At 72.8% G+C, this 25,454-nt stretch carries 23 protein-coding genes; 14 read left to right on the top strand and 9 right to left on the bottom strand.

Going from position 1 to position 25,454, the window contains the following annotated elements; translation table 11 throughout:
• Nucleotides 1–2 precede the first annotated feature (2 nt).
• Nucleotides 3–1,793 carry a GMC oxidoreductase gene (locus ACFV0Q_RS10275; protein WP_385003446.1) on the top strand — a complete coding sequence of 597 codons (1,791 nt, stop codon included), beginning with the start codon at nucleotides 3–5 and terminating at the stop codon, nucleotides 1,791–1,793.
• 167 nt (nucleotides 1,794–1,960) lie between these two features.
• On the top strand, nucleotides 1,961–3,628 hold the full coding sequence (locus ACFV0Q_RS10270) for an LPXTG cell wall anchor domain-containing protein (protein ID WP_385003442.1): 1,668 nt from the start codon (nucleotides 1,961–1,963) through the stop codon (nucleotides 3,626–3,628).
• Between the two features lie 257 nt (nucleotides 3,629–3,885).
• Here the strand turns inward: ACFV0Q_RS10270 and ACFV0Q_RS10265 are convergent, their stop codons facing one another.
• Nucleotides 3,886–4,149: a chorismate mutase gene (locus tag ACFV0Q_RS10265; protein WP_385003439.1), complete on the bottom strand. Its 264-nt coding sequence runs from the start codon at nucleotides 4,147–4,149 to the stop codon at nucleotides 3,886–3,888.
• A gap of 772 nt (nucleotides 4,150–4,921) precedes the next feature.
• On the opposite strand from ACFV0Q_RS10265, the gene ACFV0Q_RS10260 reads away from it, so the two are divergent.
• The 6 genes from ACFV0Q_RS10260 (at nucleotide 4,922) to ACFV0Q_RS10235 (ending at nucleotide 11,065) form a co-directional block, all read left to right on the top strand.
• Entirely contained in the window at nucleotides 4,922–5,668 is a 747-nt protein-coding gene (locus ACFV0Q_RS10260) for a DUF6879 family protein (protein ID WP_385003436.1), read from the top strand.
• Nucleotides 5,669–5,690: 22 nt separating this feature from the next.
• On the top strand, nucleotides 5,691–6,533 hold the full coding sequence (locus ACFV0Q_RS10255; RefSeq protein WP_385003433.1) for a helix-turn-helix domain-containing protein: 843 nt from the start codon (nucleotides 5,691–5,693) through the stop codon (nucleotides 6,531–6,533).
• Nucleotides 6,534–6,650: 117 nt separating this feature from the next.
• A complete protein-coding gene (gene guaA, locus ACFV0Q_RS10250; RefSeq protein ID WP_385003431.1) occupies nucleotides 6,651–8,243 on the top strand; it encodes a glutamine-hydrolyzing GMP synthase in 1,593 nt (530 codons plus the stop codon).
• A gap of 119 nt (nucleotides 8,244–8,362) precedes the next feature.
• A complete protein-coding gene (locus ACFV0Q_RS10245; protein WP_385003428.1) occupies nucleotides 8,363–9,133 on the top strand; it encodes a class II aldolase/adducin family protein in 771 nt (256 codons plus the stop codon).
• Between the two features lie 102 nt (nucleotides 9,134–9,235).
• On the top strand, nucleotides 9,236–10,501 hold the full coding sequence (locus ACFV0Q_RS10240) for a hypothetical protein (RefSeq protein ID WP_385003425.1): 1,266 nt from the start codon (nucleotides 9,236–9,238) through the stop codon (nucleotides 10,499–10,501).
• An 18-nt stretch (nucleotides 10,502–10,519) separates the two neighbouring features.
• On the top strand, nucleotides 10,520–11,065 hold the full coding sequence (locus tag ACFV0Q_RS10235; RefSeq protein ID WP_385003422.1) for a DoxX family protein: 546 nt from the start codon (nucleotides 10,520–10,522) through the stop codon (nucleotides 11,063–11,065).
• Here ACFV0Q_RS10235 and ACFV0Q_RS10230 read toward each other — a convergent pair.
• Both ACFV0Q_RS10230 and ACFV0Q_RS10225 read right to left on the bottom strand, forming a co-directional pair.
• Nucleotides 10,987–11,235, bottom strand: coding sequence for a hypothetical protein (locus tag ACFV0Q_RS10230; RefSeq protein WP_385003419.1), 249 nt, complete (start codon nucleotides 11,233–11,235; stop codon nucleotides 10,987–10,989). The two genes, ACFV0Q_RS10235 and ACFV0Q_RS10230, sit on opposite strands and share 79 nt — an antisense overlap.
• Nucleotides 11,222–12,511 carry a PspC domain-containing protein gene (locus tag ACFV0Q_RS10225; protein ID WP_385003416.1) on the bottom strand — a complete coding sequence of 430 codons (1,290 nt, stop codon included), beginning with the start codon at nucleotides 12,509–12,511 and terminating at the stop codon, nucleotides 11,222–11,224. The genes ACFV0Q_RS10230 and ACFV0Q_RS10225 overlap by 14 nt, the downstream gene beginning before the upstream one ends.
• Nucleotides 12,512–12,641: 130 nt before the next feature.
• On the opposite strand from ACFV0Q_RS10225, the gene ACFV0Q_RS10220 reads away from it, so the two are divergent.
• The 3 genes from ACFV0Q_RS10220 (at nucleotide 12,642) to ACFV0Q_RS10210 (ending at nucleotide 15,839) form a co-directional block, all read left to right on the top strand.
• On the top strand, nucleotides 12,642–13,934 hold the full coding sequence (locus ACFV0Q_RS10220) for a PspC domain-containing protein (protein WP_385003413.1): 1,293 nt from the start codon (nucleotides 12,642–12,644) through the stop codon (nucleotides 13,932–13,934).
• Nucleotides 13,931–14,620 carry a LuxR C-terminal-related transcriptional regulator gene (locus ACFV0Q_RS10215; RefSeq protein WP_385003410.1) on the top strand — a complete coding sequence of 230 codons (690 nt, stop codon included), beginning with the start codon at nucleotides 13,931–13,933 and terminating at the stop codon, nucleotides 14,618–14,620. Before ACFV0Q_RS10220 ends, ACFV0Q_RS10215 begins: the two co-directional genes overlap by 4 nt.
• Before the next feature lie 106 nt (nucleotides 14,621–14,726).
• A complete protein-coding gene (locus ACFV0Q_RS10210) occupies nucleotides 14,727–15,839 on the top strand; it encodes an alpha/beta hydrolase (protein WP_385003407.1) in 1,113 nt (370 codons plus the stop codon).
• 27 nt (nucleotides 15,840–15,866) lie between these two features.
• Here the strand turns inward: ACFV0Q_RS10210 and ACFV0Q_RS10205 are convergent, their stop codons facing one another.
• Both ACFV0Q_RS10205 and ACFV0Q_RS10200 read right to left on the bottom strand, forming a co-directional pair.
• Nucleotides 15,867–16,937, bottom strand: coding sequence for an NlpC/P60 family protein (locus tag ACFV0Q_RS10205; RefSeq protein ID WP_385003404.1), 1,071 nt, complete (start codon nucleotides 16,935–16,937; stop codon nucleotides 15,867–15,869).
• 118 nt (nucleotides 16,938–17,055) lie between these two features.
• Nucleotides 17,056–17,412 carry a hypothetical protein gene (locus ACFV0Q_RS10200; RefSeq protein ID WP_385003401.1) on the bottom strand — a complete coding sequence of 119 codons (357 nt, stop codon included), beginning with the start codon at nucleotides 17,410–17,412 and terminating at the stop codon, nucleotides 17,056–17,058.
• A gap of 89 nt (nucleotides 17,413–17,501) precedes the next feature.
• Here ACFV0Q_RS10200 and ACFV0Q_RS10195 point away from each other — a divergent pair, with 89 nt between their 5' ends.
• Both ACFV0Q_RS10195 and pcrA read left to right on the top strand, forming a co-directional pair.
• On the top strand, nucleotides 17,502–17,822 hold the full coding sequence (locus ACFV0Q_RS10195; protein WP_385003398.1) for an ArsR/SmtB family transcription factor: 321 nt from the start codon (nucleotides 17,502–17,504) through the stop codon (nucleotides 17,820–17,822).
• 91 nt (nucleotides 17,823–17,913) lie between these two features.
• A complete protein-coding gene (gene pcrA, locus ACFV0Q_RS10190; protein ID WP_385003396.1) occupies nucleotides 17,914–20,406 on the top strand; it encodes a DNA helicase PcrA in 2,493 nt (830 codons plus the stop codon).
• Nucleotides 20,407–20,422: 16 nt separating this feature from the next.
• On the opposite strand, the gene ACFV0Q_RS10185 is transcribed toward pcrA, so the two are convergent.
• The 3 genes from ACFV0Q_RS10185 to ACFV0Q_RS10175 form a co-directional block, all read right to left on the bottom strand.
• Nucleotides 20,423–21,844, bottom strand: a complete 1,422-nt coding sequence (locus tag ACFV0Q_RS10185) for a M23 family metallopeptidase (protein WP_385003471.1) — start codon at nucleotides 21,842–21,844, stop codon at nucleotides 20,423–20,425.
• Nucleotides 21,845–22,091: 247 nt separating this feature from the next.
• The gene (locus ACFV0Q_RS10180) at nucleotides 22,092–22,463 is read right to left on the bottom strand and encodes a hypothetical protein (RefSeq protein WP_385003394.1); all 372 of its coding nucleotides are present in this window, start codon (nucleotides 22,461–22,463) and stop codon (nucleotides 22,092–22,094) included.
• Nucleotides 22,464–22,521: 58 nt separating this feature from the next.
• On the bottom strand, nucleotides 22,522–23,382 hold the full coding sequence (locus ACFV0Q_RS10175) for an esterase/lipase family protein (protein WP_385003391.1): 861 nt from the start codon (nucleotides 23,380–23,382) through the stop codon (nucleotides 22,522–22,524).
• Nucleotides 23,383–23,608: 226 nt separating this feature from the next.
• Here ACFV0Q_RS10175 and ACFV0Q_RS10170 point away from each other — a divergent pair, with 226 nt between their 5' ends.
• Nucleotides 23,609–24,013: a cobalamin B12-binding domain-containing protein gene (locus ACFV0Q_RS10170; protein ID WP_385003388.1), complete on the top strand. Its 405-nt coding sequence runs from the start codon at nucleotides 23,609–23,611 to the stop codon at nucleotides 24,011–24,013.
• A gap of 44 nt (nucleotides 24,014–24,057) precedes the next feature.
• Here ACFV0Q_RS10170 and ACFV0Q_RS10165 read toward each other — a convergent pair.
• Nucleotides 24,058–25,454: DUF5691 domain-containing protein (locus ACFV0Q_RS10165; protein WP_385003385.1), on the bottom strand; the 1,397-nt coding region annotated here is incomplete at its 5' end.

The raw sequence follows: 25,454 nt of genomic DNA, 5'->3' as shown, positions 1-25,454 counted from the left end.
CCGTGTCGTACGACTACGACGTCATCGTCATCGGATCGGGCTTCGGGGGGTCCGTCTCGGCGCTGCGGCTCACCGAGAAGGGCTACCGGGTGGGCGTCCTGGAGGCAGGACGCCGCTTCACCCGCGAGAGCCTGCCCCAGAGCAGCTGGGACCTGCGCAACTACCTGTGGGCGCCGGCCCTCGGCCTGTACGGCATCCAGCGCATCCACCTGCTCGGCAACGTGATGGTCCTCGCGGGCGCCGGGGTGGGCGGCGGCTCGCTCAACTACGCCAACACCCTGTACGTGCCGCCCACCGCCTTCTTCGAGGACCGGCAGTGGGCCTCCATCACCGACTGGCACGGGGAACTCGCCCCGTACTACGACCAGGCCAAGCGGATGCTCGGGGTCCGACTCAACCCGACGCTGACCCCCTCCGACGTCCACCTCAAGGCGGCCGCCGAGAAGATGGGCGTCGGCGACTCCTTCCACATGGCGCCGGTCGGGGTGTTCTTCGGCGACGGCGAGGACGCCGAAGCGGCCGGGGGCGCGGCAAAGGTGCGGCCCGGGCAGGAGGTCCCCGACCCGTACTTCGGCGGCGCCGGGCCCGCCCGCAAGGCGTGCACCGAGTGCGGCGAGTGCATGACGGGCTGCCGGCACGGCGCGAAGAACACCCTGAACGAGAACTACCTGCACCTCGCCGAACGGGCGGGCGCCGTCATCCACCCCATGACCACCGTCACCGCCCTCTCCGAGCACCCCGACGGCGGCTACCGCGTCCGCACCGTCCCCACCGACCACCGCCGCAAGGGCCGCGCCAAGGTGCTGCGCGCCCGGTACGTGGTCGTCGCGGCGGGCACGTACGGCACGCAGACCCTGCTGCACACCATGAAGGACCGGGGCGAACTGCCCCGCCTCTCGGACCGGCTCGGCGACCTGACCCGCACCAACTCCGAGGGCCTGGTCGGCGCCCAGACCGACGACCGCCGCTATCGCAAGCGCCACGGGGACGGCAGCCGGGCCGACTTCACGCGGGGCGTGGCCATCACCTCGTCCGTGCACCCCGACGCCGACACGCACATCGAGCCCGTCCGCTACGGCAAGGGCTCCAATGCCATGGGGTTCATGACGATCCTCCAGGTGCCCTACGGCCGCCACCGGGTCCGGGCCTGGTTCGCCCGCACCGCGAAGCACCCCGTGCAGCTGGCCCGTTCGCTGTCCAACCGCCGCTGGTCGGAGCGGACCATCATCGGCCTGGTCATGCAGTCCCTCGACAACTCCCTGACCACCTACCGCAAGCCCGGCGGCCTCGGCAAGGGACTGCTGACCGCCCGCCAGGGCCACGGAGCGCCCAACCCGGTGCAGATCGAGGAGGCCACCCGGGCCGCGACCCTGCTCGCCGAGGAGATCAACGGCTTCCCCGGCAGCAACGTCGGCGAGCTGATGGGCACCCCGCTGACCGCGCACTTCCTCGGCGGCTGCCCGATCGGCGCCTCGCCGCAGGAGGGGGTCGTGGACCCGTACCACCGGCTCTACGGGCACCCGGGCATCTCGGTCGTCGACGGTTCGGCGGTCTCCGCGAACCTCGGGGTCAACCCGTCCCTGACGATCACCGCGCAGGCCGAGCGGGCGATGTCCTACTGGCCCAACAACGGCGAACAGGACCCGCGGCCCGAGCAGGGGGCGGCGTACGTCCGTCTCGCGGCGGTGGAGCCTTCCCGTCCGGTCGTCCCCAAGGAGGCCTTCGGGGCACTGCGGCTGCCCTTCCTGGCGGTTCCCGCGGTGCCCCCGAGGCAACCGGAACCGGAGCACTGACCGGGATGAGTACCGCGCTCCCCCTCCGAGCGCGGTACTCACCGCGGTACAAGAGTGGACAGGCGGTCGCCGGAGAAGGTTGTACCGGAATCCTCGCGGCGGGGCTGTGGTGTCGGTCACAGGGTGAAGAGCGCAACCGAGGCCGGGCTCCGGCGGTCAGAGGGTGCATGAGACAGCGCATCTCCCTGCTGGCCGCCTGCGGCCTGGTCGCCGCGGGGCTGGCCACCACCCCCGCACAGGCCGCGGAAACCGTCCTCACCCTGGCGGCCCCGCCGGCCCTCGCCCTTCCGCTGCACCCGGCCGACGGCTCCCCGAAGCCGGTGGCCCTCGCCGTGCGGCTGGACCAGCCGGCCGGCTCCGACGCCTTCACCGGTCCCTTCACCTTCACCGTCGACCTGGCCAAGGTCGACGGGGTGGCCACCGTCCGCGAGGCGGCCGCCCTCGGGGGCGGGGCGCCGGCGCCCAAGTGCACGGCCGTCGCGAGCACGCTCGTCTGCAAGGACGAGGGCCCGGGCAAGGGCGCCCCGCGCGGGATCGACCTGGAGGTCACCGCCGCGAAGGGCGCCGCGAGCGGGAAGTCCGGGGAGATCACGGTGAGCGGCGCCGCCGCCGGGGTCACCGTCAAGTCCGCCGTCACCTCGGTCACCGTCGGCGGACCGGACCTGGTCATGGGGGAGATGAAGCTCAAGCGGGAGCCGAAGCCCGGCGAGAGCCAGCCGCTGCCCCTCGCGTTCTCCAACGAGGGCACGCAGCCCGCGCGGGGCGTCGTCCTGGAGCTGGAGGCCAGCCACGGCCTGGAGTTCGCCGAGCGCTACGACAACTGCGACTACCGCACCACCCTCACCTCCACCACCGCGCTCTGCACGGTCGAGGGGGAGTTCGAGGCCAAGGCGAGCTACGAGCTGGCGGGCGACAGCCCCCTGCACCTCAAGGCCACCGCGCACGCCCGCGCGGAGGTCCTCGGCTACGGGGTCTACCCGGCGGCCCCGAAGGGGGAGCAGGCCGCGGACGCGAAGCCGAAGCCCGGCGACCCGGCGGCGAAGGACCCGGCCGACAAGAAGCCGGCCGGGGGCCGCAAGCTCACCGCCAAGAAGCGGGCGGCGGCGCTGACCCCGGCCCTGCGCGGCCCGGACCTCAACCCCGCCGACAACCGCCGCGAGGCCGACTTCGCCGTCACCAACAGCGCCGACCTCGCCGCCGAGCCCCTCTCCCTCAAGGGCAAGGCCGGCACCACCCTCAAGGCCGCCGTCTCCGTGCGCAACCACGGCCCGGCCTGGGTCTTCGAGCCCCGCTCCGCCGCCCCGGCGGCCGTCGTCGACGTGGTGCTCCCGACGGGCCTGACGGTGCTGAAGGCCCCCGCGGGCTGCCGCTCCACCGGGTCCGCGGCCGCGCCCCGGTACCTGTGCGCCACCGGGACCACCCTGCAGGAGGCCGAGAAGGCCGAGTTCCCCTTCGAGCTGCGGATCGACAAGGCCGTCCCGGACGCCCGGGGCGCGATCACCGTCGGCCGGCCCGGCCCCGGCGGCGAGCCCCAGCGGCACCCCTTCGACCCGGTGCTGGCCAACAACCTGGCCGCCTTCACGGTGAACTCCACCGGCCCGGCGCCGAGTCCTTCGGGCAAGCCGTCGCCGAGCGGATCCCCCTCGGGCTCCGCCTCGCCTTCGCCGTCGGCCACCCCGAGCACCTCGTCCACCCCGACGAAGACCTCCTCGGGCGGCCCGCTCGCCTCCACCGGCAGCACCGCGGGCCCGATCGGCCTCGCGGGGGCCGCGCTGGTCCTCGTCGGGGGAGGGCTGTACGTGGCCTTCCGCCGCCGGAGCACCGGCCGCGCGTAGCCACCGCGGGAACGCGGAACGGCCGGTCCGGGGCGTCCCCCGGGCCGGCCGTCCTCATGGGGTGACCGGGCTGCTGTCCCCTGCCGTCCGGTCACGCGAAGGAGCGAGGTCCCACGGCGCGCGCCGTCGGGCGTCACGCCTCATCGCTCCCGTAGAGCCACGCGTGGTGATGCGGACCCGCGGCTGGCTGACGCGGACTACCCCACCAACGAAGGCCCGTGGGGCCGGTCACGGTCCGGACGGGTGACGAACACCCGTCAGACCCGGCCCCGGCTCAGCTCCAGCAGGGTCATCGCGAGCGCGGTACCCGGCTTGCCGAGGGCGTCGTTCCAGTGCGCGAGCACCTCCATCTCGCGGGACAGGTGCACGCGCCGCCCGCCCGAGGAGATCCGGGCCTCCTGGATGACGGCCGAGACGGCCATCCGCTCCTGGATCAGCCCGATGATCCGGTCGTCGAGGGCGTCGATGCGGTCACGGCTGCCGGCGATGAGCTGCTCGGGGGTGGTGGCGATGGCGGTCATGTCGTGTCTCCTGGGGGATGGGGCCCGCAGGACCGGAGGGAACGCGAGAGCGCCCCGGTCCTGTCGGACCGGGGCGCTCTGGGAAGTCAGCGGCTCAAGCGAGCATCACGAGGACCCATGGCGACCGGACCGACCGGTGCCATAGGTAAAGAGGAAGCTCAGCTGCTTGCGCATGGAGTGGATTATTACCCTCCGCCCCAGCCCCCGGTCAACCGGGCCCACATCCTGAGACGACCCGAGCGTGATCCGTGCGGACCCGCCGGAACACCTCATGCCCGCTCCGCCGGGCGTGCCGCAGCGCCCATTCCTCCGCAGCGTCCTCGTCATCCTGAGGCCCGGACCCGGCGGGACAGCAGTAGGCCCGGCAGAACGCCTCGAAGGTCACCCCGCCCTCGGGCACGCGCCTCAACACCGCCCCCGCCCCCGATGGGCCACGATCTCCACGTTGCAGTCCGACACCGCCGACCGATCCCCCCGCCGATACGCCGCCGAGCGCTGCCTCGCCAGTGCCGCGCACACGTCGCATCCCGCGGCGGGTCTGGGGGCGTCGGCGGGGAGGGAGAGGTGGACGGGCGGGCTCATGGTGGTCTGCGATGTCATGAAATGGACGCTAGGTGTGCCGAGTTGAGGGACGCGAGCGACTATTCCGGACTATTCTCGCCGGGCAAGCGGGTATGTCAGGACATTCTCGCGCGGTAGCCGTCAAGTCGTAGCCGGGGAGCATTGATTGCCGCAATCCTGAGTCGACCGACCTACGAGAGGGGCAGGGGCCATGGCACGTCGACTGCGGTTCAACGGCACGGGGAGTGGCGAGGGCGGTTGCCCGGCTGTACATGAGGACCTGGACAGCGGGGAAATCATTGTCCACGGGCCGCCGCTCACGGATCCTGAAGACATCGCCCAACTCCAGCACCTCTCCCCGGGCGAGGTATCGATCGTGGTGCCGCGAGAACTGCTGGTCGACTTCGGTCCCAAGGAGGTAACCCGGGTGCCGCGCGTCATCGACCTGGAAGCGTTCGGTCGCCTCTTCGAGAACTTCGAGCACACGGCTTGGCGGCTGGAGACCCGGCGCCGCTACGCGTCCGACGAAGTCACCAGCACCTACGCCGAGTTCTTGCGGGGCGAGCAGCCGGCATGGGACGTGGAAACGGAGTGGTCCACGACGATCCGGGCGAAGACGGGGGCCGGCGCCACGGTCGGCCGCGTGCGTCTCGTGGACGACCCGCCGACAGACGGGCAGCGCTACCTGCTGGCATACGCCGAGCGGAACGCCTCGCTCGGCGAGGACATCCGCAACATGTGGCGCGCGGACGCCGACCGCCTGAGGCTGCCGTCCGAGGACTTCTGGATCTTCGATTCGCGGCTGGTCGCGCTGCTGAACTTCGACGACGCCGACAACCTGCTCGGCGCCGAGCTGATCACCGAGCCCGCCGAGGTCAACCGCTACTGCCAGGTGCGCGACGCGGCCTGGCACTATGCGATCCGGTACGAGACGTTCGTGTCGGGCCTGAGGGAGTAGCACTGCCAGTGAGCGTGTGCCAGTGAGTACGGATTTCCAGCAGGCCCGGGCGGTTCTCGGAGTGAGGCTCCGAGAGCTGCGCGAAGCATGCCCAGGGGGGCGGCTCACTGGTACGGCGCTTGCGGCAAGGCTGGGCTGGACGCAGTCGAAGGTTAGCAAGCTGGAGAACGGCCGCCAGACGGCCGCGGCCGAGGACCTCGAGGCATGGGCACAGGCAGTCGAGCAGCCGGAGGCCGCTGATGAGCTGCTGGCGCGGCTGCGCGGGCTGGAGTCGCACATCCGGTCGTGGCGTCGCCAACTCGCAGCAGGTCACAAGGCCGTGCAGGACGCCCACAATGAGGCGCAGGCCCGCTCTCGGATCCTCCGCGCATGGGAATCGTCATGGGTCGTCGGCGTGCTCCAGACACCGGACTACGCACGCGCGATCCTCACCCGCTTCGCCGAACTGCACCGCTCACCCCGCGACATCGAAGATGCGGTGCGGTCCCGCATGAGGCGACAGGAAGGGCTGTACGACTCGACGCGGAAGTACCACATCCTGTTGTGGGAAGGCGTCCTCCACGCCAGGATCTGTCCGCCTTCCGTTCTCGCCGCACAGCTCGACCGGCTGCTCGGCGTGGTAGGCCTGGACACGGTCGAGCTGGGGATCGTCCCCCATCAGGCACCTCTGAAGCTGCCGCCCGCCACCGGCTTCTGGATCTACGACGACCGGCAGGTGATCGTAGAGACCTGGCACGCAGAGCTGTGGCTGGACGACGCCGACAGCGTCGCGACCCATCTCCGGGTCTGGAACACGCTCCGCGAGTCCGCCGTCTACGGGGCCGAGGCGCAGGCCGTGATCGGGCGGGCGCGGCAGGCGCTGTGAGCGGGGTGTCGCGGGGTGTCACCGCGCCGGGGGTTCGGATGGTGCGACAAAGCCGGGGGTGGCGCCACCGGTAGAATCGACAAAACAGCCACCCTCTTCCGCCGGAAGGCCTGCCCCGTGCCAGAAGCACCCTCCGCCGCCCACGACAGCGCCCCGGACACGGTTCTCGTCGTCGACTTCGGCGCCCAGTACGCCCAGCTCATCGCCCGCCGCGTCCGCGAGGCCCGGGTCTACAGCGAGATCGTGCCCAGCACGATGCCCGTGGCCGAGATGCTCGCCAAGGACCCCAAGGCGATCATCCTGTCCGGCGGTCCGTCCTCCGTGTACGAGGAGGGTGCCCCGCGCCTGGACGACGCCCGGGCCCTGTTCGAGGCCGGCGTTCCCGTCTTCGGCATGTGCTACGGCTTCCAGCTGATGGCGACCACCCTCGGCGGCACCGTCGACAACTCCGGCGCGCGCGAGTACGGCCGTACGCCGCTGGCCGTCTCCAAGACCGGCTCGACGCTCTTCGAGGGCACCCCGGGCGAGCAGTCGGTGTGGATGTCCCACGGCGACGCCTGCTCCGCGGCCCCCGCCGGCTTCACCGTCACCGCCTCGACGGACGTCGTCCCGGTCGCGGCGTTCGAGAACGACGAGCAGAAGCTGTACGGGGTCCAGTACCACCCCGAGGTCATGCACTCCACGCACGGCCAGCAGGTCCTGGAGCACTTCCTCTACCGGGGCGCGGGCCTGTCCCCGTCCTGGACCACCGGCAACATCGTCGAGGAGCAGATCGCGGCCATCCGCGCGCAGGTCGGCGACAAGCGCGCCATCTGCGGCCTCTCCGGCGGCGTGGACTCGGCCGTGGCCGCGGCCCTCGTGCAGAAGGCCATCGGATCCCAGCTGACCTGCGTCTACGTCGACCACGGTCTGATGCGCAAGGGCGAGACCGAGCAGGTCGAGAAGGACTTCGTCGCCGCCACGGGCGTGCAGCTGAAGGTCGTCGACGCCCAGGAGCGCTTCCTGAACGCGCTCGCCGGCGTCTCCGACCCGGAGACCAAGCGCAAGATCATCGGCCGCGAGTTCATCCGCGTGTTCGAGCAGGCGCAGCTGGAGATCCTCCAGGAGGACGGCCCCGCGGTCGCCTTCCTCGTCCAGGGCACCCTGTACCCGGACGTCGTCGAGTCCGGCGGCGGCACCGGCACCGCGAACATCAAGTCCCACCACAACGTCGGCGGCCTCCCCGACGACATCGAGTTCGAACTCGTCGAGCCGCTGCGCCAGCTGTTCAAGGACGAGGTCCGGATGGTCGGCCAGGAGCTCGGCCTGCCGGACGAGATCGTCCAGCGCCAGCCCTTCCCGGGCCCCGGCCTCGGCATCCGCATCGTCGGCGAGGTCACCAAGGAGCGCCTGGACCTGCTGCGCGAGGCCGACGCCATCGCCCGCCACGAGCTGACCGCCGCCGGGCTCGACCGGGAGATCTGGCAGTGCCCGGTCGTCCTGCTCGCCGACGTCCGCAGCGTGGGCGTCCAGGGTGACGGCCGCACCTACGGCCACCCGATCGTGCTGCGCCCCGTCTCCTCCGAGGACGCCATGACGGCCGACTGGACGCGCATGCCGTACGAGGTCCTCGCGAAGATCTCCACCCGGATCACCAACGAGGTGCCGGACGTGAACCGCGTGGTCCTGGACTGCACGAGCAAGCCCCCGGGCACCATCGAGTGGGAGTAACCCGCGACCAGTGACGAAGCCGCCGTTCCCCTTCGGGAGCGGCGGCTTCGCCGCGTCTATGGCCTCTTCGGGCGGGCGCCGGTACCTTGCGCCGCGATCCCGAGACGAAGGAGGGGGCCGTGGCCGAGCGACCCGTACCCGTGCCCGTGGAGCGGCTCGGTTTCGCGATGCCGCCGGTCTTCGCCACCGCCGAGGAGACCCGCGCGCACCGCAAGGCGCGGCTCGCCGAGGCGCTGCGGCTGCTGGGGCGCCTCGGCTACGAGGACGGGGTGGCCGGGCAGGTCTCCGTACGGGACCCCGAGTTCGAGGACTGTTACTGGGTGAACCCGTTCGGCCGGGCCTTCGGCGCCCTCACCGCCGCCGACCTGCTGCTGGTCGACGGGGAGGGGCGGGTGCTCCGGGGGGAGCGGCGGGTGAACCAGCTGGCCTTCGCCGTGCACTGCGCCGTCCACCGGGAGCGCCCGGACGTGGTGGCCGTCGTACGCACGCAGGGCCCGTACGGCAGGGCGCTGGCCTGCCTCGGCGAGCTGCTGGCCCCCATCACCGAGGAGGCCTGTGCCTTCTACGAGGACCACGCGCTGCTGGACGAGTTCGCCGGGGCCGAGGATCCGGCGCGGATCGGGCGCGCGCTGGGCCCGTACAAGGCGCTGATCCTGCGCAACCGCGGGCTGCTGACGGTCGGGGACTCGGTCGAGGCGGCGCTGTGGTGGTTCATCGCGGCCGAGCGGGCGGCGCAGGTGCAGCTGATCGCGCGGGCCGCCGGGAAGCCGGTACAGATCGACCACCGCAGCGCGGTCGCCACGCGCGGGCGGTTCGGTTCGGATCTGGCCGCCTGGGTGAGCTACCAGCCGCTGCGGGAGGCGCCCGAAGGGGTGGCGTCAACATCATGAACGGTTAATCACCTGCTCTGACATCGTGCGCAATCCGGAGTACTGCCGCAGTGGTGCACAATTCGCTGGCATTGCACCGGAGTTCAGAGAGGCGGCACGCACGTGGCTGTCCAAGAGATCCCCCGAAGTACCCACGGCGGCGCCTGCACCTGCGACGACTGCCCCCACGGAGCCCGGGAGGGGCACCGGCGGGCGGTGGCCGCCTTCCTGGAGAAACGCGACGAGTTCGCCGCCGGACAGGGCGTCCCGTCCGCCGTGGCCCACTCCCTCGGCGCCTCCCGCCAGTGGGTGTCCGACGAACTGACCCTGTCCGCCCGCACGGTCGCCGACCGGGGCCGGGAGGCCGGGCACTCCTGGCTGTACCTGCTGTCCCGGCGGGCCGTCCTGGCCCTGTGGATCGCCGCCGGGGTCCTGCTGGTGGTGCAGGTCGGCACCGCGCTCGGCACCGGCTGGTCCACCGCCCGCACCGCCGGGCTGCTGGCGGCCGTGGTGCTGGCCGGGCTGCTCACCCTCGCGGCACGCGCCCAGTCGCTGCGCGGCGGGCTGCTGGCCCCGCTGGTCGGCGAGGACAACCGGCTGTCCACCTCCAAGGCCGTCCCGGCCGCCTGGCTGGTGCTGACCGCCTTCGCCGCGCTGCTGCCCGCGCTGCGGCTGGCGGCGTCCTCGCCCGGGCCGGAGCGGGACGCCCTGTACGAGGGGCTCGCGCTGGGCCGGGCGCTGCCGCTGCTGGCGGTGCTCGCGCTGACCTCCGGGGTGGCGGTGCTGGTGCGCCGGGTGGTCTCCGTACGGATCATGGGGCAGCGGCTGCAGAAGCTGCCCGCGGACCGTCCGGCCGGGTCCGACCTGCTCACGGACGACGCGGGCCGGGGGAGCTTCACCGACGCCCAGTACGTGCTGGTCTCCACGGTGGTGCTGGCCTTCGCGGCGGTGTCGCTGGCCCGCTTCCCGGACCGGCTGCCGCGCCTGCCGTGGTCGCTGGCGCTGCTGGTGGCGCTGTCGGCGGTGGTCTACCTGGCGGCGAAGTACGCCGAGGGGAGCCGCCCGCTCGTGCTGTCGGTGGTGCGCAGACGCGAGCCCGGGGACCTGGACGCGGCCGTCCGCCCCGGGGACGACATCGAGATCCGCGGCGTGGGCTTCGTACCGCCCGGGGCGCAGACGCCGGAGATGCTGGCGCGGCTGGTGGTGCGGATCGGGGCCGTCCACGTCCACGTACCGCTGGTCCCGGTGGCGGGCGGGTTCACCAATCCGTCCGACGCGGTGCTGACCGTTCCCGTGCCGGCGGAGGTCGAGCCGGGCCGCACCGAGATCCAGGTGGTGACGGCCGCAGGGGTGGAATCCAACCGCTACGGCATCGACGTGGCCGAGTGAACGGGGTACACATGGGGCGTGACCCGAACTGACGTGCCTTCAGGGCTGCCGGACCCGTCCCTCCCGGCGCCGTCCCTCAGAGAGACGGCCGCCCGCCTCGCGCTCCTGCCCCTGCGGATCTTCCTCGGCGTGACCTTCGTGTACGCGGGTCTCGACAAGCTGACCGACTCCACGTTCCTGTCCGCCACCGGCAGCGGTTCCCTCGGCGAACTGATGCACGGGGTGCGCGACACCGCCGCGGTCCCCGCCCTGGTGGACCTGGCCCTGAAGTCGCCCGTCGGCTTCGGCATCGCCATCGCCATCGGCGAACTCCTCGTCGGCCTGGGCGCGCTCGCCGGGCTGCTGACCCGGATCGCGGCCACCGGCGGAGCGCTGATCTCACTCAGCCTGTGGCTCACGGTGTCCTGGGCGGTCTCCCCGTACTACTACGGCAACGACCTGGTCTACCTGATGGCCTGGACCCCGCTGATCCTCGCCGGGGCGCCCTACCTGTCGGTGGACTCGCTGATCCGGCGGCCGGCCGGCCCGGTGGACCCCGAGCGCCGGTCGCGGCGGACGGCGTAGGTCACCAGCCCGACCAGCGCGGCGAGCGCGAGCCCGCCGACGGCCATCGGGATCACCAGGTACCAGTGCAGGTCGGTCTCGCCGGCCGCGTCGAGCAGGTAGAGCACGCCGACCGCGGTCAGGACCAGTCCCGCCACCAGCCGTCCCGGCTGGAACTCATGACGCCGCACGGTTGACCTCCACCTGTCCCACACCCGCGTCGAGGTGCAGCTCGATCGTCCCGCCGGCCTCGGTGCCGGCGGTGGGGGGCAGGGTCGCCTGCCGGGTCTCTCCGCCGCTCTTCACGCGGATGCCGGGGCCGCCCTCCCCGGGGAGCTGGATGTCGCCGAGCCGGATCGAGACGTCGGCCTTCGCGGTGACCTCCCGCGGCACGATCACCTTCAGCCGGCCCGCCTCGATGGAGGCGCGGACGGAGACGGTGGTGCCCTTCGGCACGTCCAGCCGGCTCAGGTCCAGCGTGGCGAGCCCGGTCCCCGACGTGTACGAGGGCCGCACGTCGGCCACCGCCGCCGGGCGCCAGGCGACGTCCCGCCAGTCGGTGCCGATCTCGCGCGGCAGGGCGAGCGACCCGGCGAGCAGACCGGCGGTGATCAGGCCCAGCAGGACCGTGCCGAAGCCGGTGCGCCCCTTGAGGGAGCTGACGGCCAGGCCCAGCCCGAAGACGGCCAGCGCCGAGGCGAGCCCCACCTGCAGGGCGTGCGCGAGGGTGCTGCCGTGCCACACCGACGCGGTGGCGGCGCCCCCGGCCAGCAGCGCCAGGACGAACACCCGGCCGCCGATGCCGCCGCCGGACCGCGCGGGGGTTCCCGTACGCCGCTTCGCGGGGGCCGTGCCCGGCCGGGCCGCGGAGTCGTCGTCCGGGCCCCACAGGTACCCGGTCGAGCCGACCGGGCCGGTCGTGCCGTCCTTCACCAGCGGGTCCCGCCACCAGGAGGGGCTGCCCGGCACCGGGGGCGCCTGCGTCTCCGGCGGCGCGGGCCGGTGCGCGGCCGGGGCCTCGGCCTCCGCCTCGGGGGCGCCGCGATGGCGCTGCGACCAGTACGCCGCCCCGCCGAGGGCCAGGATGACCAGGACGGAGAAGGCCCCGATCACCCCGTTGTCCGCCATCGACAGGAACAGGGCGCAGCCCACCAGCGCGCTGAACACCGCCGCCAGGGTGGCGCCCTCCACGCGGCCGGTCAGCAGCTTCTTGCCCTCGCTGTCGTCCTCGCCGTCCTGGGGGAGCAGCAGCCACGCGAACCCGTAGAAGATCAGGCCGACGCCGCCGGTGACGGCGAGGACGCCCAGCACGATCCGGAAGACCACCGGGTCCAGGCCGAAGTACCGGCCGAGGCCGCCGCACACGCCCGCGAGGACCTTGTCGTGCTTGCTGCGGCGCAGGGGTGGGCGGCCGTCCGGGGCGGGGGCCCCGGGGTCTTCCGGCGGAGCGTCGTGTACGTCGGTCATGTGTCCATGGTGACGGCCCGCCCGGCGCTGCGGCACCGGTCACGACCCTGGCGCAACCCTGATATCCCCCCGGAAGAACTGGGGGGATGCCCTGATGCCGCGCCCCGTCCGCGCGTGTGACCCTTGGGCCATGCCCGTAGCCGCCGCCCCCCGCCCACCCCACGCACCCGACATCGAGGACGCCCCCCAGCGCAAGCTGTACCGCAGCGCCGACGGCCGGATGCTCGGCGGCGTCGCCCGCGGCCTCGCCGGGCACCTCGGGCTGCCCGTGATCTGGGTCCGGCTCGCCTTCCTCGGCATGTTCATGTTCGGGGACGGGCTGGGCGTCCTGCTCTACGCGGCGTTCTGGGTGTTCGTCCCCCTCGGCGTCGGCGGCAAGACCGGGCACCACTCCTTCTTCGAGACCCTGCCCGACGGCACCCGGCGCCTGCGCAAGCCCGACAAGGGCGCGGTGTCCGGCCTGATCGCGCTCGCCGTCGGCGCGGGCATCTTCTTCTCCCAGCTCCGCGTCGGCGGCGCGAACGGCCGCTACATCTGGCCGACCCTGCTCGTCGGCGCCGGCGTGGTCCTGGTCTGGCGGCAGGCCGACAACGCCCGCCGCGCCCACTGGAGCGCCGCCGCCGGCCGCCACGGACGCCTGCTCCAGGCCGCCCGGGCGCTGGCCGGAGTCCTGCTCGTCGGGGTGGGCCTGACCGTCTTCATCGTCGTACGGGGCTCCGCCGCCCAGCTCGGCAACGTCCTCACCGCCACCCTCGCCGTCCTCGTCGGCATAGCCCTGCTCGCCGGACCCTGGCTGATCCGGATGACCCAGGACCTCTCCGAGGAACGCCTGATGCGCATCCGCGCCCAGGAACGCGCCGAGGTCGCCGCCCACGTCCACGACTCGGTGCTGCACACCCTCACCCTGATCCAGCGCAACGCCGAGGACACCGGCGAGGTGCGCCGCCTCGCCCGCGCCCAGGAACGGGAACTGCGCAACTGGCTGTACAAGCCCGAGGGCACCGGCAAGGACGAGGCCGAGGAGCCCACCACCCTCGCCGACGCCGTGAAGAAGACCGCGGCCGAGGTGGAGGACCACCACGGCGTACCGATCGAGGTGGTCGTCGTGGGGGACTGCCCGCTCGACGAGCGGCTGGCCGCGCAGATCCAGGCCGCGCGCGAGGCGATGGTCAACGCCGCCAAGTACGGTGGCGAGGGGGGCCCGGTGCAGGTGTACGCGGAGGTCGAGGGCCGCACGGTGTTCGTGTCCGTACGGGACCGGGGACCGGGCTTCGACATCGACGCGGTACCGGACGACCGCATGGGCGTACGAGAATCGATCATCGGCCGGATGCAGCGCAACGGCGGGACCGCCCGGCTGCGGTCCGCGCCCGACGGCGGCACGGAAGTCGAGCTGGAGATGGAGAGGGCGGCAACCGCATGACCGAGGACAGCGCTGTGACGGAGACCAGGAGGGTCCGCGTGGTCCTCGTCGACGACCACCGGATGTTCCGCACGGGAGTCCAGGCGGAGATCGGGGAGACCGCGCGGACCGGCGTGGAGGTCGTCGGCGAGGCGGCCGACGTGGACCAGGCCGTCACCGTCATCACCGCCACCCGCCCCGAGGTGGTCCTCCTCGACGTGCACCTGCCCGGCGGCGGCGGCGTCGAGGTGCTGCGGCGCTGCGCCCCGCTGATGGCGGCCGCCGAGAACCCCGTACGGTTCCTGGCCCTGTCGGTGTCGGACGCCGCCGAGGACGTCATCGGCGTCATCCGCGGCGGCGCCCGCGGCTACGTCACCAAGACCATCACCGGCACCGACCTGGTGGACTCCGTCTTCCGGGTGCAGGACGGGGACGCCGTGTTCTCGCCCCGGCTGGCCGGCTTCGTCCTGGACGCCTTCGCCTCCAGCGACGCGCCGCCGGTGGACGAGGACCTCGACCGGCTCACCCAGCGCGAGCGCGAGGTGCTGCGGCTGATCGCGCGCGGGTACGCGTACAAGGAGATCGCCAAGCAGCTGTTCATCTCCGTCAAGACGGTCGAATCGCACGTCTCGGCGGTCCTGCGCAAGCTGCAGCTCTCCAACCGGCACGAGCTGACCCGCTGGGCCACCGCCCGCCGCCTGGTCTGACCCGCTCCCCCCTCCCCCCTCCCGCACCCCGCTCCCCGCGATGTGATCCACGCCGCAGGGTGCGGGGGCAACCGGAGGGCGGCGCGCCGGACTCTTGGGTGGCGTGATGAGCCTGACGGGGACACCCCTCTTCGCGGCGGTGGTCGCCCTGACCGTGATCGCCGTCGCCCTGCCGCTGGCCGTGTGGAGCAAGGTGCGCGGCCCCGCCGCGCTGCGCCTCGCCGCGCGCGGCACCATGGTGGTCTTCGCGCAGGTCACCGCCGTGGTGCTGGTGTTCGTCGCGGTCAACCGCGACATGAACTTCTACGCGACCTGGGGCGACCTCTTCGGCACCGGCAAGTACGTCACCGCCGCCCCCGACCTCGGCCCCGACGGACTCGGCGGGAAGAAGGCCGAAGAGGTCAAGGCCGAGCCGAAGGTCCGCCAGGAGTTCCAGCCCGTCGAGGGCCTCGGCGGCCGCGTGAAGAAGACCGAGCTCGACGGGAAGATCTCCGGGGTCAAGGGCGACGTCATGGTGTGGCTGCCGCCGCAGTACGACGACCCCGCCTACAAGGACAAGAAGTTCCCCGTGGTCGAGCTGATCCCCGGCATCCCGGGCACCGGCAAGTCCTGGTTCCAGGGGGTCAAGGCGCACGAGGTGCTGGAACCCCTGATGAAGCAGGGCAAGGTACAGCCCTTCGTCCTCGTCTCGCCGCGCGCCATGCTGCTCGGCAACGCCGACACCGGCTGCGCCAACATCCCCGGCAAGGTCAACGCCGACAGCTGGTTCAGCGTCGACGTCCGCAAGATGGTCACCGACAACTTCCGCGTCTCCGACGAGGCCCGCAGCTGGGGCGTGGCCGGGTACTCGGCCGGGGCGTACTGCGCCGCCAAGCTGGCCGTCCTGCACCCCGACCGCTACAGCGCGGCCGTCTCCCTCTCCGGCTACAACGACCCCGGGCAGGAACCCTCGTCGCTGGTCGCGCAGGACCCCGAGCTGCGCCGCACCCACAACCTGAAGGCCCTCCTCCAGGCCGCGCCCGTGCCGCCGCCGGTCGCGCTGTGGATGTCGGGGGCGGAGCAGGACGGCTACCTGTCCGGCATGGACCTCAAGGCGCTCGCGAAGAACCCGACCACGGTGCACGCGGAGAAGGTGACCGGCGGCCACAACCTGGAGTCGTGGTCGAAGCAGCTGCCGCAGACCTTCGACTGGCTGAGCAAGACCGTCAAGGCCCCGTAGCCGGACCCGGCGCGGGGCTACGCGGGGCTACGCCGGCCGGGAGGCGCCCGCCCAGGGCATGGAGTCCACCGGCGCGAGGCGGACCGTCGAGCCGGGGCGCGGGGCGTGGATCATCTGGCCGTTTCCGATGTACATGCCGACGTGCGTGACCCCGGAGTAGAAGAAGACCAGGTCACCGGGGGCCAGCTGGTCCCGGGAGACCCGCTGCCCGGCGTTGATCTGGGTGTACGTGGTGCGGGGCAGGGAGACCCCGGCCGCGCGCCAGGCCGCCTGGGTCAGGCCCGAGCAGTCGTACGAGCCCGGTCCCGTCGCGCCCCAGACGTACGGCTTGCCGATCGCCGCGTACGCGAACGCCACCGCGCGGGCGGCGCGGGACCCGTCGGCCGGGGCCGGCGGGGCGGGGGTCCTGGCGGCCTTGCCGGCGGCGGGGCCGCCCGCGGCGGCCGGGGCGGTACCGCCGCCCGACTGGGCCTCGTACGCCGCCCGTTCCTCGGCGGTGAGCCGGGCCAGGAGGCTCCGGGCGGTGCTGAGCTTGCCCTCGATGACGGCCTTCTGCTCCTCCAGCTCGCCCTGCCGGGCCCGCAGGTCCGCGAGCTGCCCGGCGGCCTTGTCGCGCAGCTGCCCGACCTCGTCGAGGCCGCGCCGTACGGAGGCCACGTCGGCGGCGGTGCGGTCGCCGGCCCGGGTCATGAGGGAGGCCCGGTCCAGGTAGTCCTGCGGGTCGCCGGCCATCGCCAGCTGGAGGGTGGGGCCCAGGCCGCCGCTGCGGTACTGGGACGCGGCCAGCGAACCGAGCGAGCGGCGGGCGGTGTTCAGCCGCTCCGCCTTGCGGGCGGCCTCGTCGCGCAGGGCGGTCAGCCCGCGCTCGGCCTCGTCCGCCTTCACCTTCGCCCCGTTGTACCGCTCGGTCGCCGCCTCGGCGTCCCCGTAGAGCCGGTCGACCTCCGCCTTGACCTGGGCGGGGGTCGGCTGGGGGTCCGCGTGCGAGGTGCCTTCGAAGGCGGTGGCGGTGGCAGCGCCCGCGAGGGCGAGGGTGGCGGCGGTCCGTACGGTGCCGCTGGAGAGCGGGCGCTGCCTGGGCTTTCGATGACTGGCCACGGGGGCCTCACGTCCTTCCGTCGGTCTTGGGGGAGGACGCTAAACCGCAAGGTAACGGGACAATGACGAGATGGCCCGAACTGGCCGTCTCTGACCGCGGATGACCGGGGAGGGGCGGTCAGTGCCAGAGGACGGCGATGAAGATGTTCGCCACGGTCAGTCCGCCGACCGCCGCGAAGAGGCCCTTCTCGGCGTGCTCCTCGTCGCGCTTGACGTAGACGATCGCCAGGATCACGAAGAGGACCGCGAGCTTCACGCCGATCTTGACGTGGTCGAGGGGGGCGCCGTCGCCCATCTCGCGGAAGCCGACCAGCAGGACACCGGTGACCAGCATGGTCAGCGCGCCGTGCAGCATCGCGGGCACGAAGCGGGCGGTGCCCGCGCCCATGGCCTTCATCTGGGTCAGGAAACCGCCGAGGAGGGAGGCCATGCCGATGATGTGCAGGCCGACGAAGACGTTGGTGAGGACAGTCATGGCGCCGAGCGTACGGGGCGCCCCCGGGCCCCCCGACGGCGGTGCCCGCACGGGCCCCGGGCCGTGCGGGGCCTCGTAGGGTGGTCCCCATGCCGCCCGACTCCGCCGCCGCCCCCGCGCCGGCCCATCCCGCCGCCGACCGGATCGAGCTGGCCGCCGTCCTCGCGGCGCTGGGCCACCCCGCCCGGCTGGAGATCGTCCGCAGGCTCGCCGCCGCCGAGGAGTCCTGCTGCGGGGACGTGGTCCCCGACCTGCCCCGCTCCAGCGTCACCCACCACATCAGGACCCTGCGCGAGAGCGGCGTGATCCTCCAGCGGCCCCGGGGCCGCAAGCACCTCCTCGCCCTGCGCCGCGAGGACCTCGACGCCCGCTTCCCCGGCCTGCTGGACCTCGTACTCGCCTGCCGCTAGGCGGCCGCGGGCTCGGACGCGCGTACGGATCACGGCCGATTTTCCGGGGGCGGGACCGGCTGTCGGTCCCGCCCCCTAAACTCGGAAGGCGATGAGCAGCCTCTTTGACGACAGCTTCCTGGCGGACCTCGGCCCCACCGACGACGTCCCGCCGCCGCCCGAGGACCACCCCGCCCCGGAGCCGGACGCGGACGACCTCTTCGGGGGCCGGTTCGACGTACCCATGAGCGGGGACGCGTACTACCGGGACGGCTCCCCCAGGCCCGTGATCGACCCGGCGACGCTCCTGGACGGGCTGAACGAGCAGCAGGCCGCCGCCGTGGTGCACGCGGGATCGCCGCTGCTCATCGTGGCCGGCGCCGGCTCCGGCAAGACCCGGGTGCTGACCCACCGCATCGGCCACCTGCTGTCCGCGCGGGGCGTCCACCCCGGCCAGATCCTGGCGATCACCTTCACCAACAAGGCCGCCGGCGAGATGAAGGAGCGCGTCGAGGGCCTGGTCGGCCCGCGCGCCAACGCCATGTGGGTCTCCACCTTCCACAGCGCCTGCGTACGGATCCTGCGCCGCGAGTCGAAGCGGCTCGGCTTCACCTCGTCGTTCTCGATCTACGACGCGGCCGACTCGAAGCGCCTGATGGCGCTCGTCTGCCGCGACCTGGACCTGGACCCGAAGAAGTTCCCGCCCAAGTCCTTCAACGCCAAGATCTCGAACCTCAAGAACGAGCTCATCGACGAGGACGCCTTCGCCGGTCAGGCGGTGGACGGGTTCGAGAAGACCCTCGCCCAGGCGTACGCGATGTACCAGGGGCGGCTGCGCGAGGCCAACGCGCTCGACTTCGACGACATCATCATGACCACCGTCCACCTGCTCCAGGCCTTCCCGGACGTCGCCGAGCACTACCGGCGCCGCTTCCGGCACGTCCTGGTGGACGAGTACCAGGACACCAACCACGCCCAGTACACGCTCGTGCGCGAGCTGGTCGGCCCCGGCTACCCGGACCTGCCGCCCGCCGAACTGTGCGTCGTGGGTGACGCCGACCAGTCGATCTACGCCTTCCGCGGCGCGACCATCCGCAACATCCTCCAGTTCGAAGAGGACTACAAGAACGCGACGACGATCCTGCTGGAGCAGAACTACCGCTCCACGCAGACGATCCTGTCGGCGGCCAACGCGGTCATCGAGCGCAACGAGAACCGCCGCGCGAAGAACCTGTGGACCCAGGCCGGCTCGGGCGCGGTGATCACCGGCTACGTCGCGGACACCGAGCACGACGAGGCCCAGTTCGTCGCCGACGAGATCGACCGGCTGACGGACGCGGGCGACGCCAAGGCCGGCGACGTCGCGATCTTCTACCGGACCAACGCCCAGTCGCGCGTGTTCGAGGAGATCTTCATCCGCGTCGGACTGCCCTACAAGGTCGTCGGCGGCGTCCGCTTCTACGAGCGCAAGGAGGTCCGGGACGTCCTCGCGTACCTGCGCGTCCTCGCGAACCCCGAGGACACCGTCCCGCTCCGCCGCATCCTCAACGTGCCCAAGCGCGGCATCGGCGAGCGCGCCGAAGCGATGATCGACGCCCTCGGGCTGCGCGAGAAGATCACCTTCCCGCAGGCGCTGCGCCGCGTGGACGAGGCCTTCGGCATGGCCGCCCGCTCCACCAACGCCGTCAAGCGGTTCAACGTGCTGATGGAGGAGCTGCGGACCATCGTCGACTCCGGCGCCGGCCCGGCCGTGGTGCTGGAGGCGGTGCTGGAGCGTACGGGGTACCTCGCCGAACTCCAGGCGTCCACCGACCCGCAGGACGAGACGCGCATCGAGAACCTCCAGGAACTCGCCGCCGTCGCCCTGGAGTTCGAGCAGGCCCGGGACGAATCCAACCCGGGGACCCTGGCCGAGTTCCTGGAACAGGTCGCGCTCGTCGCCGACTCCGACCAGATCCCGGACGAGGACACCGACGGCTCCGGAGTCATCACGCTGATGACCCTGCACACCGCCAAGGGCCTGGAGTTCCCGGTGGTCTTCCTGACCGGCATGGAGGACGGGGTCTTCCCGCACATGCGCGCGCTGGGCCAGACCAAGGAGCTGGAGGAGGAGCGCCGCCTCGCCTACGTCGGCATCACGCGCGCCCGCGAGCGGCTGTACCTGACCCGCTCCAGCATGCGCAGCGCGTGGGGGACGCCCTCGTACAACCCGCCCTCGCGGTTCCTGGAGGAGATCCCGGCCGAGTACCTGCAGTGGAAGCGGACGGGCGCCTCGCAGAAGCCGGCGGGACCGATGCGCGGCTCGGGGTACGGATCGTCCTCGTCCTCGTCCGCCGCCGGCAAGGCGTCGTTCGGGACCTCGCCCGAGGCGTTCCTGTCCTCGTCGCGCACGAAGTCGGGCCCGTCCGGGTTCGCGACGCGACGCGCCGCCGACAAGCCGGTCATCGCGCTCGCCGTCGGGGACCGGGTGACGCACGACCAGTTCGGGCTGGGCACCGTCATGGAGGTCCGGGGAGCCGGTGCGGATGCGCAGGCCACCGTCGACTTCGGGGACGACAAGCCGAAGCGGCTGCTGCTGCGCTACGCGCCGGTGCAGAAGCTGTAGCGGCTGTTCCGGTCCGTTACGTCGGGTCCAGGCCGTGGCTGCGCAGCCACGACGCGGGGTCGATCGCGGAGCCCGCGCCGGGCCGTACCTCGAAGTGGAGGTGCGGGCCGGTGGAGTTGCCGGAGTTGCCCGAGTAGGCGATGACGTCGCCGGCCTTGACCTTGCCGGACCGGATCTTGGTGCTGCTGAGGTGGCAGTACCAGGTCTCGGTGCCGTCGGGCGAGGTCACTATGGCCATGTTGCCGTAGGCGCTGTTCCACTGGGTGCGGACGGTGCCGTCGGTGGCCGCCATGACCGGGGTTCCGTAGGAGACCGGGAAGTCGATGCCGGTGTGCACCGACATCCACATGCCGCCGGCCTGTCCGAAGCCGGCGCTCAGGCCGTGCTGGGCGACCGGGATCGCGAACTTGGGGCGGGCCGCTTCCTTGGCCGCCGCCTCCTCGGCCCGCTTCTTCTTCTCGTCTTCCTGGCGCTGCTTGAGGTCGATGCGCTCCTGCGTGCGGCTCGCGCGGTCCGCGAAGTCGCCCGCGTCGGCGCTGAGCGCGACCAGCTGCGTGTCGAGCTTGTTGTTCGCCGCGACCGGCCGCACCGAGGCGGGGTCGGCGGCGGCCATCGTGGTCGGCTCGTCGGCCGGCTTGTCGGTGCCGGTGAGGCCGCCGACGGAGGCGGCGGCGACTCCCGCGACCCCCATCACGCACACGGAGGGCACGGCGACGGTCAGCAGGGCGGACCGTTTGGCCGGGGAGCGGCGACGGCTGCCGGCGGCCGCGCCCTTGGCGGTGGCCTTCGCGGTGTCCTTGCCGTTGTTCTTGCTCGTCGCGCGGCGTGCGGAGCGCGGCTCGGAAGGGGTGACGGGCATGGCCTGCGTGGGCAGGTCGTGCACGGCCTCCGCCGGCTCGGGCTCTTCCTCGACCGCGAAGGCGAGGGGTTCGAAGACGGAGGTCTCCTGGTCGGCGTACGCGTACGGGTCGACGTCGAGGTCGACGCCCGGGACGGTCGGGACGACCGTGGTGGCCTCGTAGCCCGCGTAGGTCTCGGCGGCCGCCGGTTCCGGGGCGCCGGAGTTCCAGGCGGCGGCGTCGTAGCTGCCGGTGTCCTGCCCGTAGCCGGGGAGGTTCCAGTGCCCGGTCTGTTCCGCGCCCGTGGGGTCGTAACCGTAGGCGGTGGGGGACTGGTACTCGGTGCTCGCCTGCGACCAGGCGCTCGCGTCCCACGACCCCGTGACGTCCTCGGGCACGGCCTGCGACGGGACGCTGGAGAGGTACGTCTCCTGAGAGGTCCACGCGGTGGTGTCGTACGAGCCGGTCGCCAGGGACGGGTCGTAACCGCCGCCGGTGGCGTAGTCCGTGACGTACTGATAGCCCTGGCCCTGTGTTTCATAGGAAACATAGGCCTGGTCACCAGCGAAAGTGGTGGTGGAAAGGCCGTCGTAACCCATTTCGGGGTACTGGCCCGACGTCGGGCGGTCGTTCACCAACTTCTCTTTCGCCTCGGCAGTGGGGGGCCTGGGTGGCCGGGGAACTCAAGGTTCACCGGAGGAGAGCAGTGGCGTGACTGTACCCGCCGGTTACTCGCCTCGACAATCTTCGGCGGGTTTCGGTATCGCGAGAACCGGGCATTCGGCGGCCTTTCGGTCGCGGGAAGACCCAGCCTTGGCCTGGAGTTCGAAATACGTTCGACTTCCGTCAATGTGTGGCGAACGTGGCGAGCGCCAGGAGCATCCCGAAGGGCACGGGTATGAGCGCGGCCGACCGCAGCCAGACGGGCCTCCGCTCCTTGGCCGGCAGGACCGCGTCGACCACGAGGACCGTGCCGAGCAGCAGCACCCCGGTCACGACCAGCAGGAACATGACCACCGGCGCGTGGTCGAGGGTGTGGAAATCGCAGTTGCCCAGGCCGGGATCGGCGAGGTCGGCCGTGGTGTGGCAGTCCATCGGCAGGTACTCGGTCGCCACCCACCACAGGAGGTAGAGGGGGACCACGGCGGGCACGCCGAGGGCCAGGTTCGCCAGTCCGGCCGCCCAGAACCCGCGGCGCGGCGCGCTTTCGGTGCCCATGTGCCCTCCCCGGTGTGTCCGCCCGGGCGCGTCACCGGCGTACGGACCTTCCGGAGGCTCAGATGACCAGGCTCTGCCCTTCGGTTCCCGTGGGGCGGAGGTTTCCGGTGGGGCGGGCCGCGGTGTCCGCGGCGCGGACCGGGCCGTCGAGGGCGCGCCGGACGGCGGTGATGACGGCGGGGTGCACGGGCAGCGCGAGGTGTCCGATGCCCGTGACCTGGATGTTCGTCGCGTCCAGGTCCGGATGCTCGATGCGGGCGGTGCCGGTGGGCGCCATCAGCGCGTCGAACTCGCTCCAGAACGCCACGCAGCGGGTCCGGCAGCCGGGCACCGGGGCCCGCAGTTCGGCCATCACCTCGGAGTCCGGGCGCATCTGGCGGACCACGGGGTGCGCGTCCATGAAGGGCGCCACCCGGGTGCCTTCGTGCGGGGTGCCCAGGGTGACCAGCGTCCGGACGCGCGCGTCGCCGCCCAGGCACTGGACGTAGTAGCGCGCGACCAGCCCGCCGAGGCTGTGGCCGACGAGGTCCACCCGGTCCTGCCCGGAGCGCTCGCACAGCTCCTCGACGCGGCGGGCGAGGTGGCGGGCGGTGACGCGCAGGTCCCGGGTGAAGGGCGAGTAGTTGTACGTCTCCACGCGCCGCCGGCCGCCCGCGCCGAGGGCGCGGCGCAGCAGGACGAAGACGGAGCGGTTGTCGGTGAACCCGTGCAGGAGCAGCACCGGCGGCAGGTGCGCGGGGGCTTCCTCCGGTGCGGTGGCGGATCCGGGGTCGGGGCCCGGGGCGGGCGCGGGGGTCTCGGCGCGTACCCCGGTGGGGTAGAGGAGGAGGTGCCCGGCGAGCACCAGCGCCTCCAGTACGGCGGCCCGTACGGCGGCCCCCGTGCGCGATACGGGCAGCGGCGCGAGCGTCAGCCCCATGGACGGCCTCCCCTGGACCTCTTGGGCCTGGACCCCTCTCGGGTACGGAGCCGTGGTGCCGACGTGGCCCCGCCACCGTGCCGTGCGGCTGTCGGCGCGGTGACGGGGCGACGGGGCGGTAGTGAATCAACGGCGTCCCCCGTGTGATTTCCCCCTCCCGGTTGACCGCGAAACGGCGACGTGCGCAATGCTGTACTTAACGTTCGTTCACTCGGGAGGCAGTGCGATGGGTGTGACCGGTCCGATCCGTGTGGTGGTGGCCAAGCCGGGTCTCGACGGCCACGACCGCGGGGCCAAGGTGATCGCGCGGGCGCTGCGGGACGCGGGCATGGAGGTCATCTACACCGGCCTCCACCAGACCCCCGAGCAGATCGTCGACACCGCCATCCAGGAGGACGCGGACGCCATCGGCCTCTCGATCCTCTCCGGCGCGCACAACACGCTGTTCGCGCGCGTCCTCGAACTCCTCAAGGAGCGCGACGCGGAGGACATCAAGGTCTTCGGCGGCGGCATCATCCCGGAGGACGACATCGCCCCCCTCAAGGCCAAGGGCGTAGCCGAGATCTTCACCCCGGGCGCCACCACCACCGCGATCGTCGACTGGGTCAACGCCAACGTCCGCCAGCCGTAATCCTTCCGGTCCCCGCCCGTCCCCGTCCGCGTACGGGGCGGGGCTCAGGCGGGCGGGGTCAGTTCGGTGAGCATCGTCGCGCGGAGGCGGAGGGTGGACACCAGGCGTTGGAAGGCCTCCGACCAGTAGGCGGCGGCGCCCGGGGAGGTGTCCGGGTCGGGTTCGGCGGCGGTGGTCAGGGCGTCCAGGCGGGACGCTTCGGCCGGGTCGAGGCAGCGTTCCGCGAGGCCCATCACCCCGCTGAAGCTCCACGGGTAACTGCCCGCCTCGCGCGCCGCGTCGAGGGCGTCGACCACCGCCCGGCCCAGCGCCCCCGCCCAGGGGACCCTGCAGACGCCGAGCAGCTGGAAGGCCTCCGAGAGGCCGTGGGCCCGTACGAACTCCGCGACCCAGTCGGCCCGTTCGTCCTCCGGCAGGGTCTCCAGCAGCTTCGCGCGCTCCGCCAGCGAGGCCGTTCCCGGTCCCGCCGCGGGCGGTGCGGACGCCGGGCCCAGGAGGGCCTTCGACCAGAGCGGGTCGCGCTGGCGCACCGCCGCCCGGCACCAGGCCGCATGCAGCTCCTCCGCCCAGCCCTCGGGCACCGGGAACGCCACGATCTCCGCCGGAGCGAGCCCCCCGAACCGGTCCCGCCAGCAGGACAGCGGGGCGGCCTCCACCAGCTGCCCGAGCCACCAGGCCCGTTCCCCGCGTCCCGCCGGCGGGCGTTTGACCACCCCGTCGCGCAGCATCCCCGCATCGCACTCCGCGGGCGGATCGACCCTCCCCGGGCCCACGCAGGCCAGCGCCCGCTCCGCCATCCGCCCGGCCAGCGCCGAACCCGGCAGCGCGGACAGCAGCTCGGCGGCCGTCGTGCGGACATTGCGGCTGCGGTCGCCCAGCGCCGCCTCCAGGAAGGGCTCGTCCGCCTCCGAGAGACCGGCCCTCAGCGAATCGAGGAACATCAGCCGGTCCTCGGCCCGTTCGGTGGCCCAGGTCGTGGCCAGCAGCAGGGGCGCGGCCGCCGCCTCGTGGGCCCGTACGAGGCCCAGCAGGGCGACCCGCTCCGCGAACAGCCCCTCCTCCCAGAGGCGTTCCACCCCCTCCCGGTCCGCCGGGTCGGGCAGCTCCCCGGCGCCGCCCGCCGCCCCCCGCAGCGCGAACCGCCACTCCGGATTCAGCCGGGCCAGCCACAGCCCCCGGGCCCCGGCCAGCGCCAGGGCCTGCGGGCGCAGGTCGGTCCGGGCCCGGGCGGCGTCCAGCAGCGCCGGGACCAGCGCCTCCGGTGCCCGGTAGCCGTACCGCCCGGCCGCCGCCAGCCACTGCGGGAGCAACTCCGTCAGATCCGGGGCGGCCCCCCGCCGCCCGCTCCCGCCGCCCGCGCCGGTGCGGCCGGCCAGCAGCTGCGCGAGCCGCTGCCGGGCGGCCTCCGGCGGCGCCGGCCGCGGATCCCGCGGTGCGGGAC

This window comes from Streptomyces sp. NPDC059564, from assembly GCF_042735575.1.
In the GTDB taxonomy this organism is placed as follows: Bacteria; Actinomycetota; Actinomycetes; order Streptomycetales; family Streptomycetaceae; genus Streptomyces.
This window is presented reverse-complemented; position numbering and strand designations above follow the sequence as displayed.

Excerpts from the sequence above, each read along its gene's own strand:
- ACFV0Q_RS10195 (WP_385003398.1), top strand. The coding sequence starts at position 17,502 with ATGCCGCCCGACTCCGCCGCCGCCCCCGCGCCGGCCCATCCCGCCGCC.
- ACFV0Q_RS10270 (WP_385003442.1), top strand. The coding sequence starts at position 1,961 with ATGAGACAGCGCATCTCCCTGCTGGCCGCCTGCGGCCTGGTCGCCGCG.
- ACFV0Q_RS10220 (WP_385003413.1), top strand. The coding sequence starts at position 12,642 with ATGCCCGTAGCCGCCGCCCCCCGCCCACCCCACGCACCCGACATCGAG.
- ACFV0Q_RS10260 (WP_385003436.1), top strand. The coding sequence starts at position 4,922 with ATGGCACGTCGACTGCGGTTCAACGGCACGGGGAGTGGCGAGGGCGGT.
- pcrA (WP_385003396.1), top strand. The coding sequence starts at position 17,914 with ATGAGCAGCCTCTTTGACGACAGCTTCCTGGCGGACCTCGGCCCCACC.
- ACFV0Q_RS10210 (WP_385003407.1), top strand. The coding sequence starts at position 14,727 with ATGAGCCTGACGGGGACACCCCTCTTCGCGGCGGTGGTCGCCCTGACC.
- ACFV0Q_RS10175 (WP_385003391.1), bottom strand. The coding sequence starts at position 23,382 with ATGGGGCTGACGCTCGCGCCGCTGCCCGTATCGCGCACGGGGGCCGCC.
- ACFV0Q_RS10225 (WP_385003416.1), bottom strand. The coding sequence starts at position 12,511 with ATGACCGACGTACACGACGCTCCGCCGGAAGACCCCGGGGCCCCCGCC.
- ACFV0Q_RS10170 (WP_385003388.1), top strand. The coding sequence starts at position 23,609 with ATGGGTGTGACCGGTCCGATCCGTGTGGTGGTGGCCAAGCCGGGTCTC.
- ACFV0Q_RS10185 (WP_385003471.1), bottom strand. The coding sequence starts at position 21,844 with ATGGGTTACGACGGCCTTTCCACCACCACTTTCGCTGGTGACCAGGCC.
- ACFV0Q_RS10180 (WP_385003394.1), bottom strand. The coding sequence starts at position 22,463 with ATGGGCACCGAAAGCGCGCCGCGCCGCGGGTTCTGGGCGGCCGGACTG.
- ACFV0Q_RS10215 (WP_385003410.1), top strand. The coding sequence starts at position 13,931 with ATGACCGAGGACAGCGCTGTGACGGAGACCAGGAGGGTCCGCGTGGTC.
- ACFV0Q_RS10200 (WP_385003401.1), bottom strand. The coding sequence starts at position 17,412 with ATGACTGTCCTCACCAACGTCTTCGTCGGCCTGCACATCATCGGCATG.
- ACFV0Q_RS10265 (WP_385003439.1), bottom strand. The coding sequence starts at position 4,149 with ATGACCGCCATCGCCACCACCCCCGAGCAGCTCATCGCCGGCAGCCGT.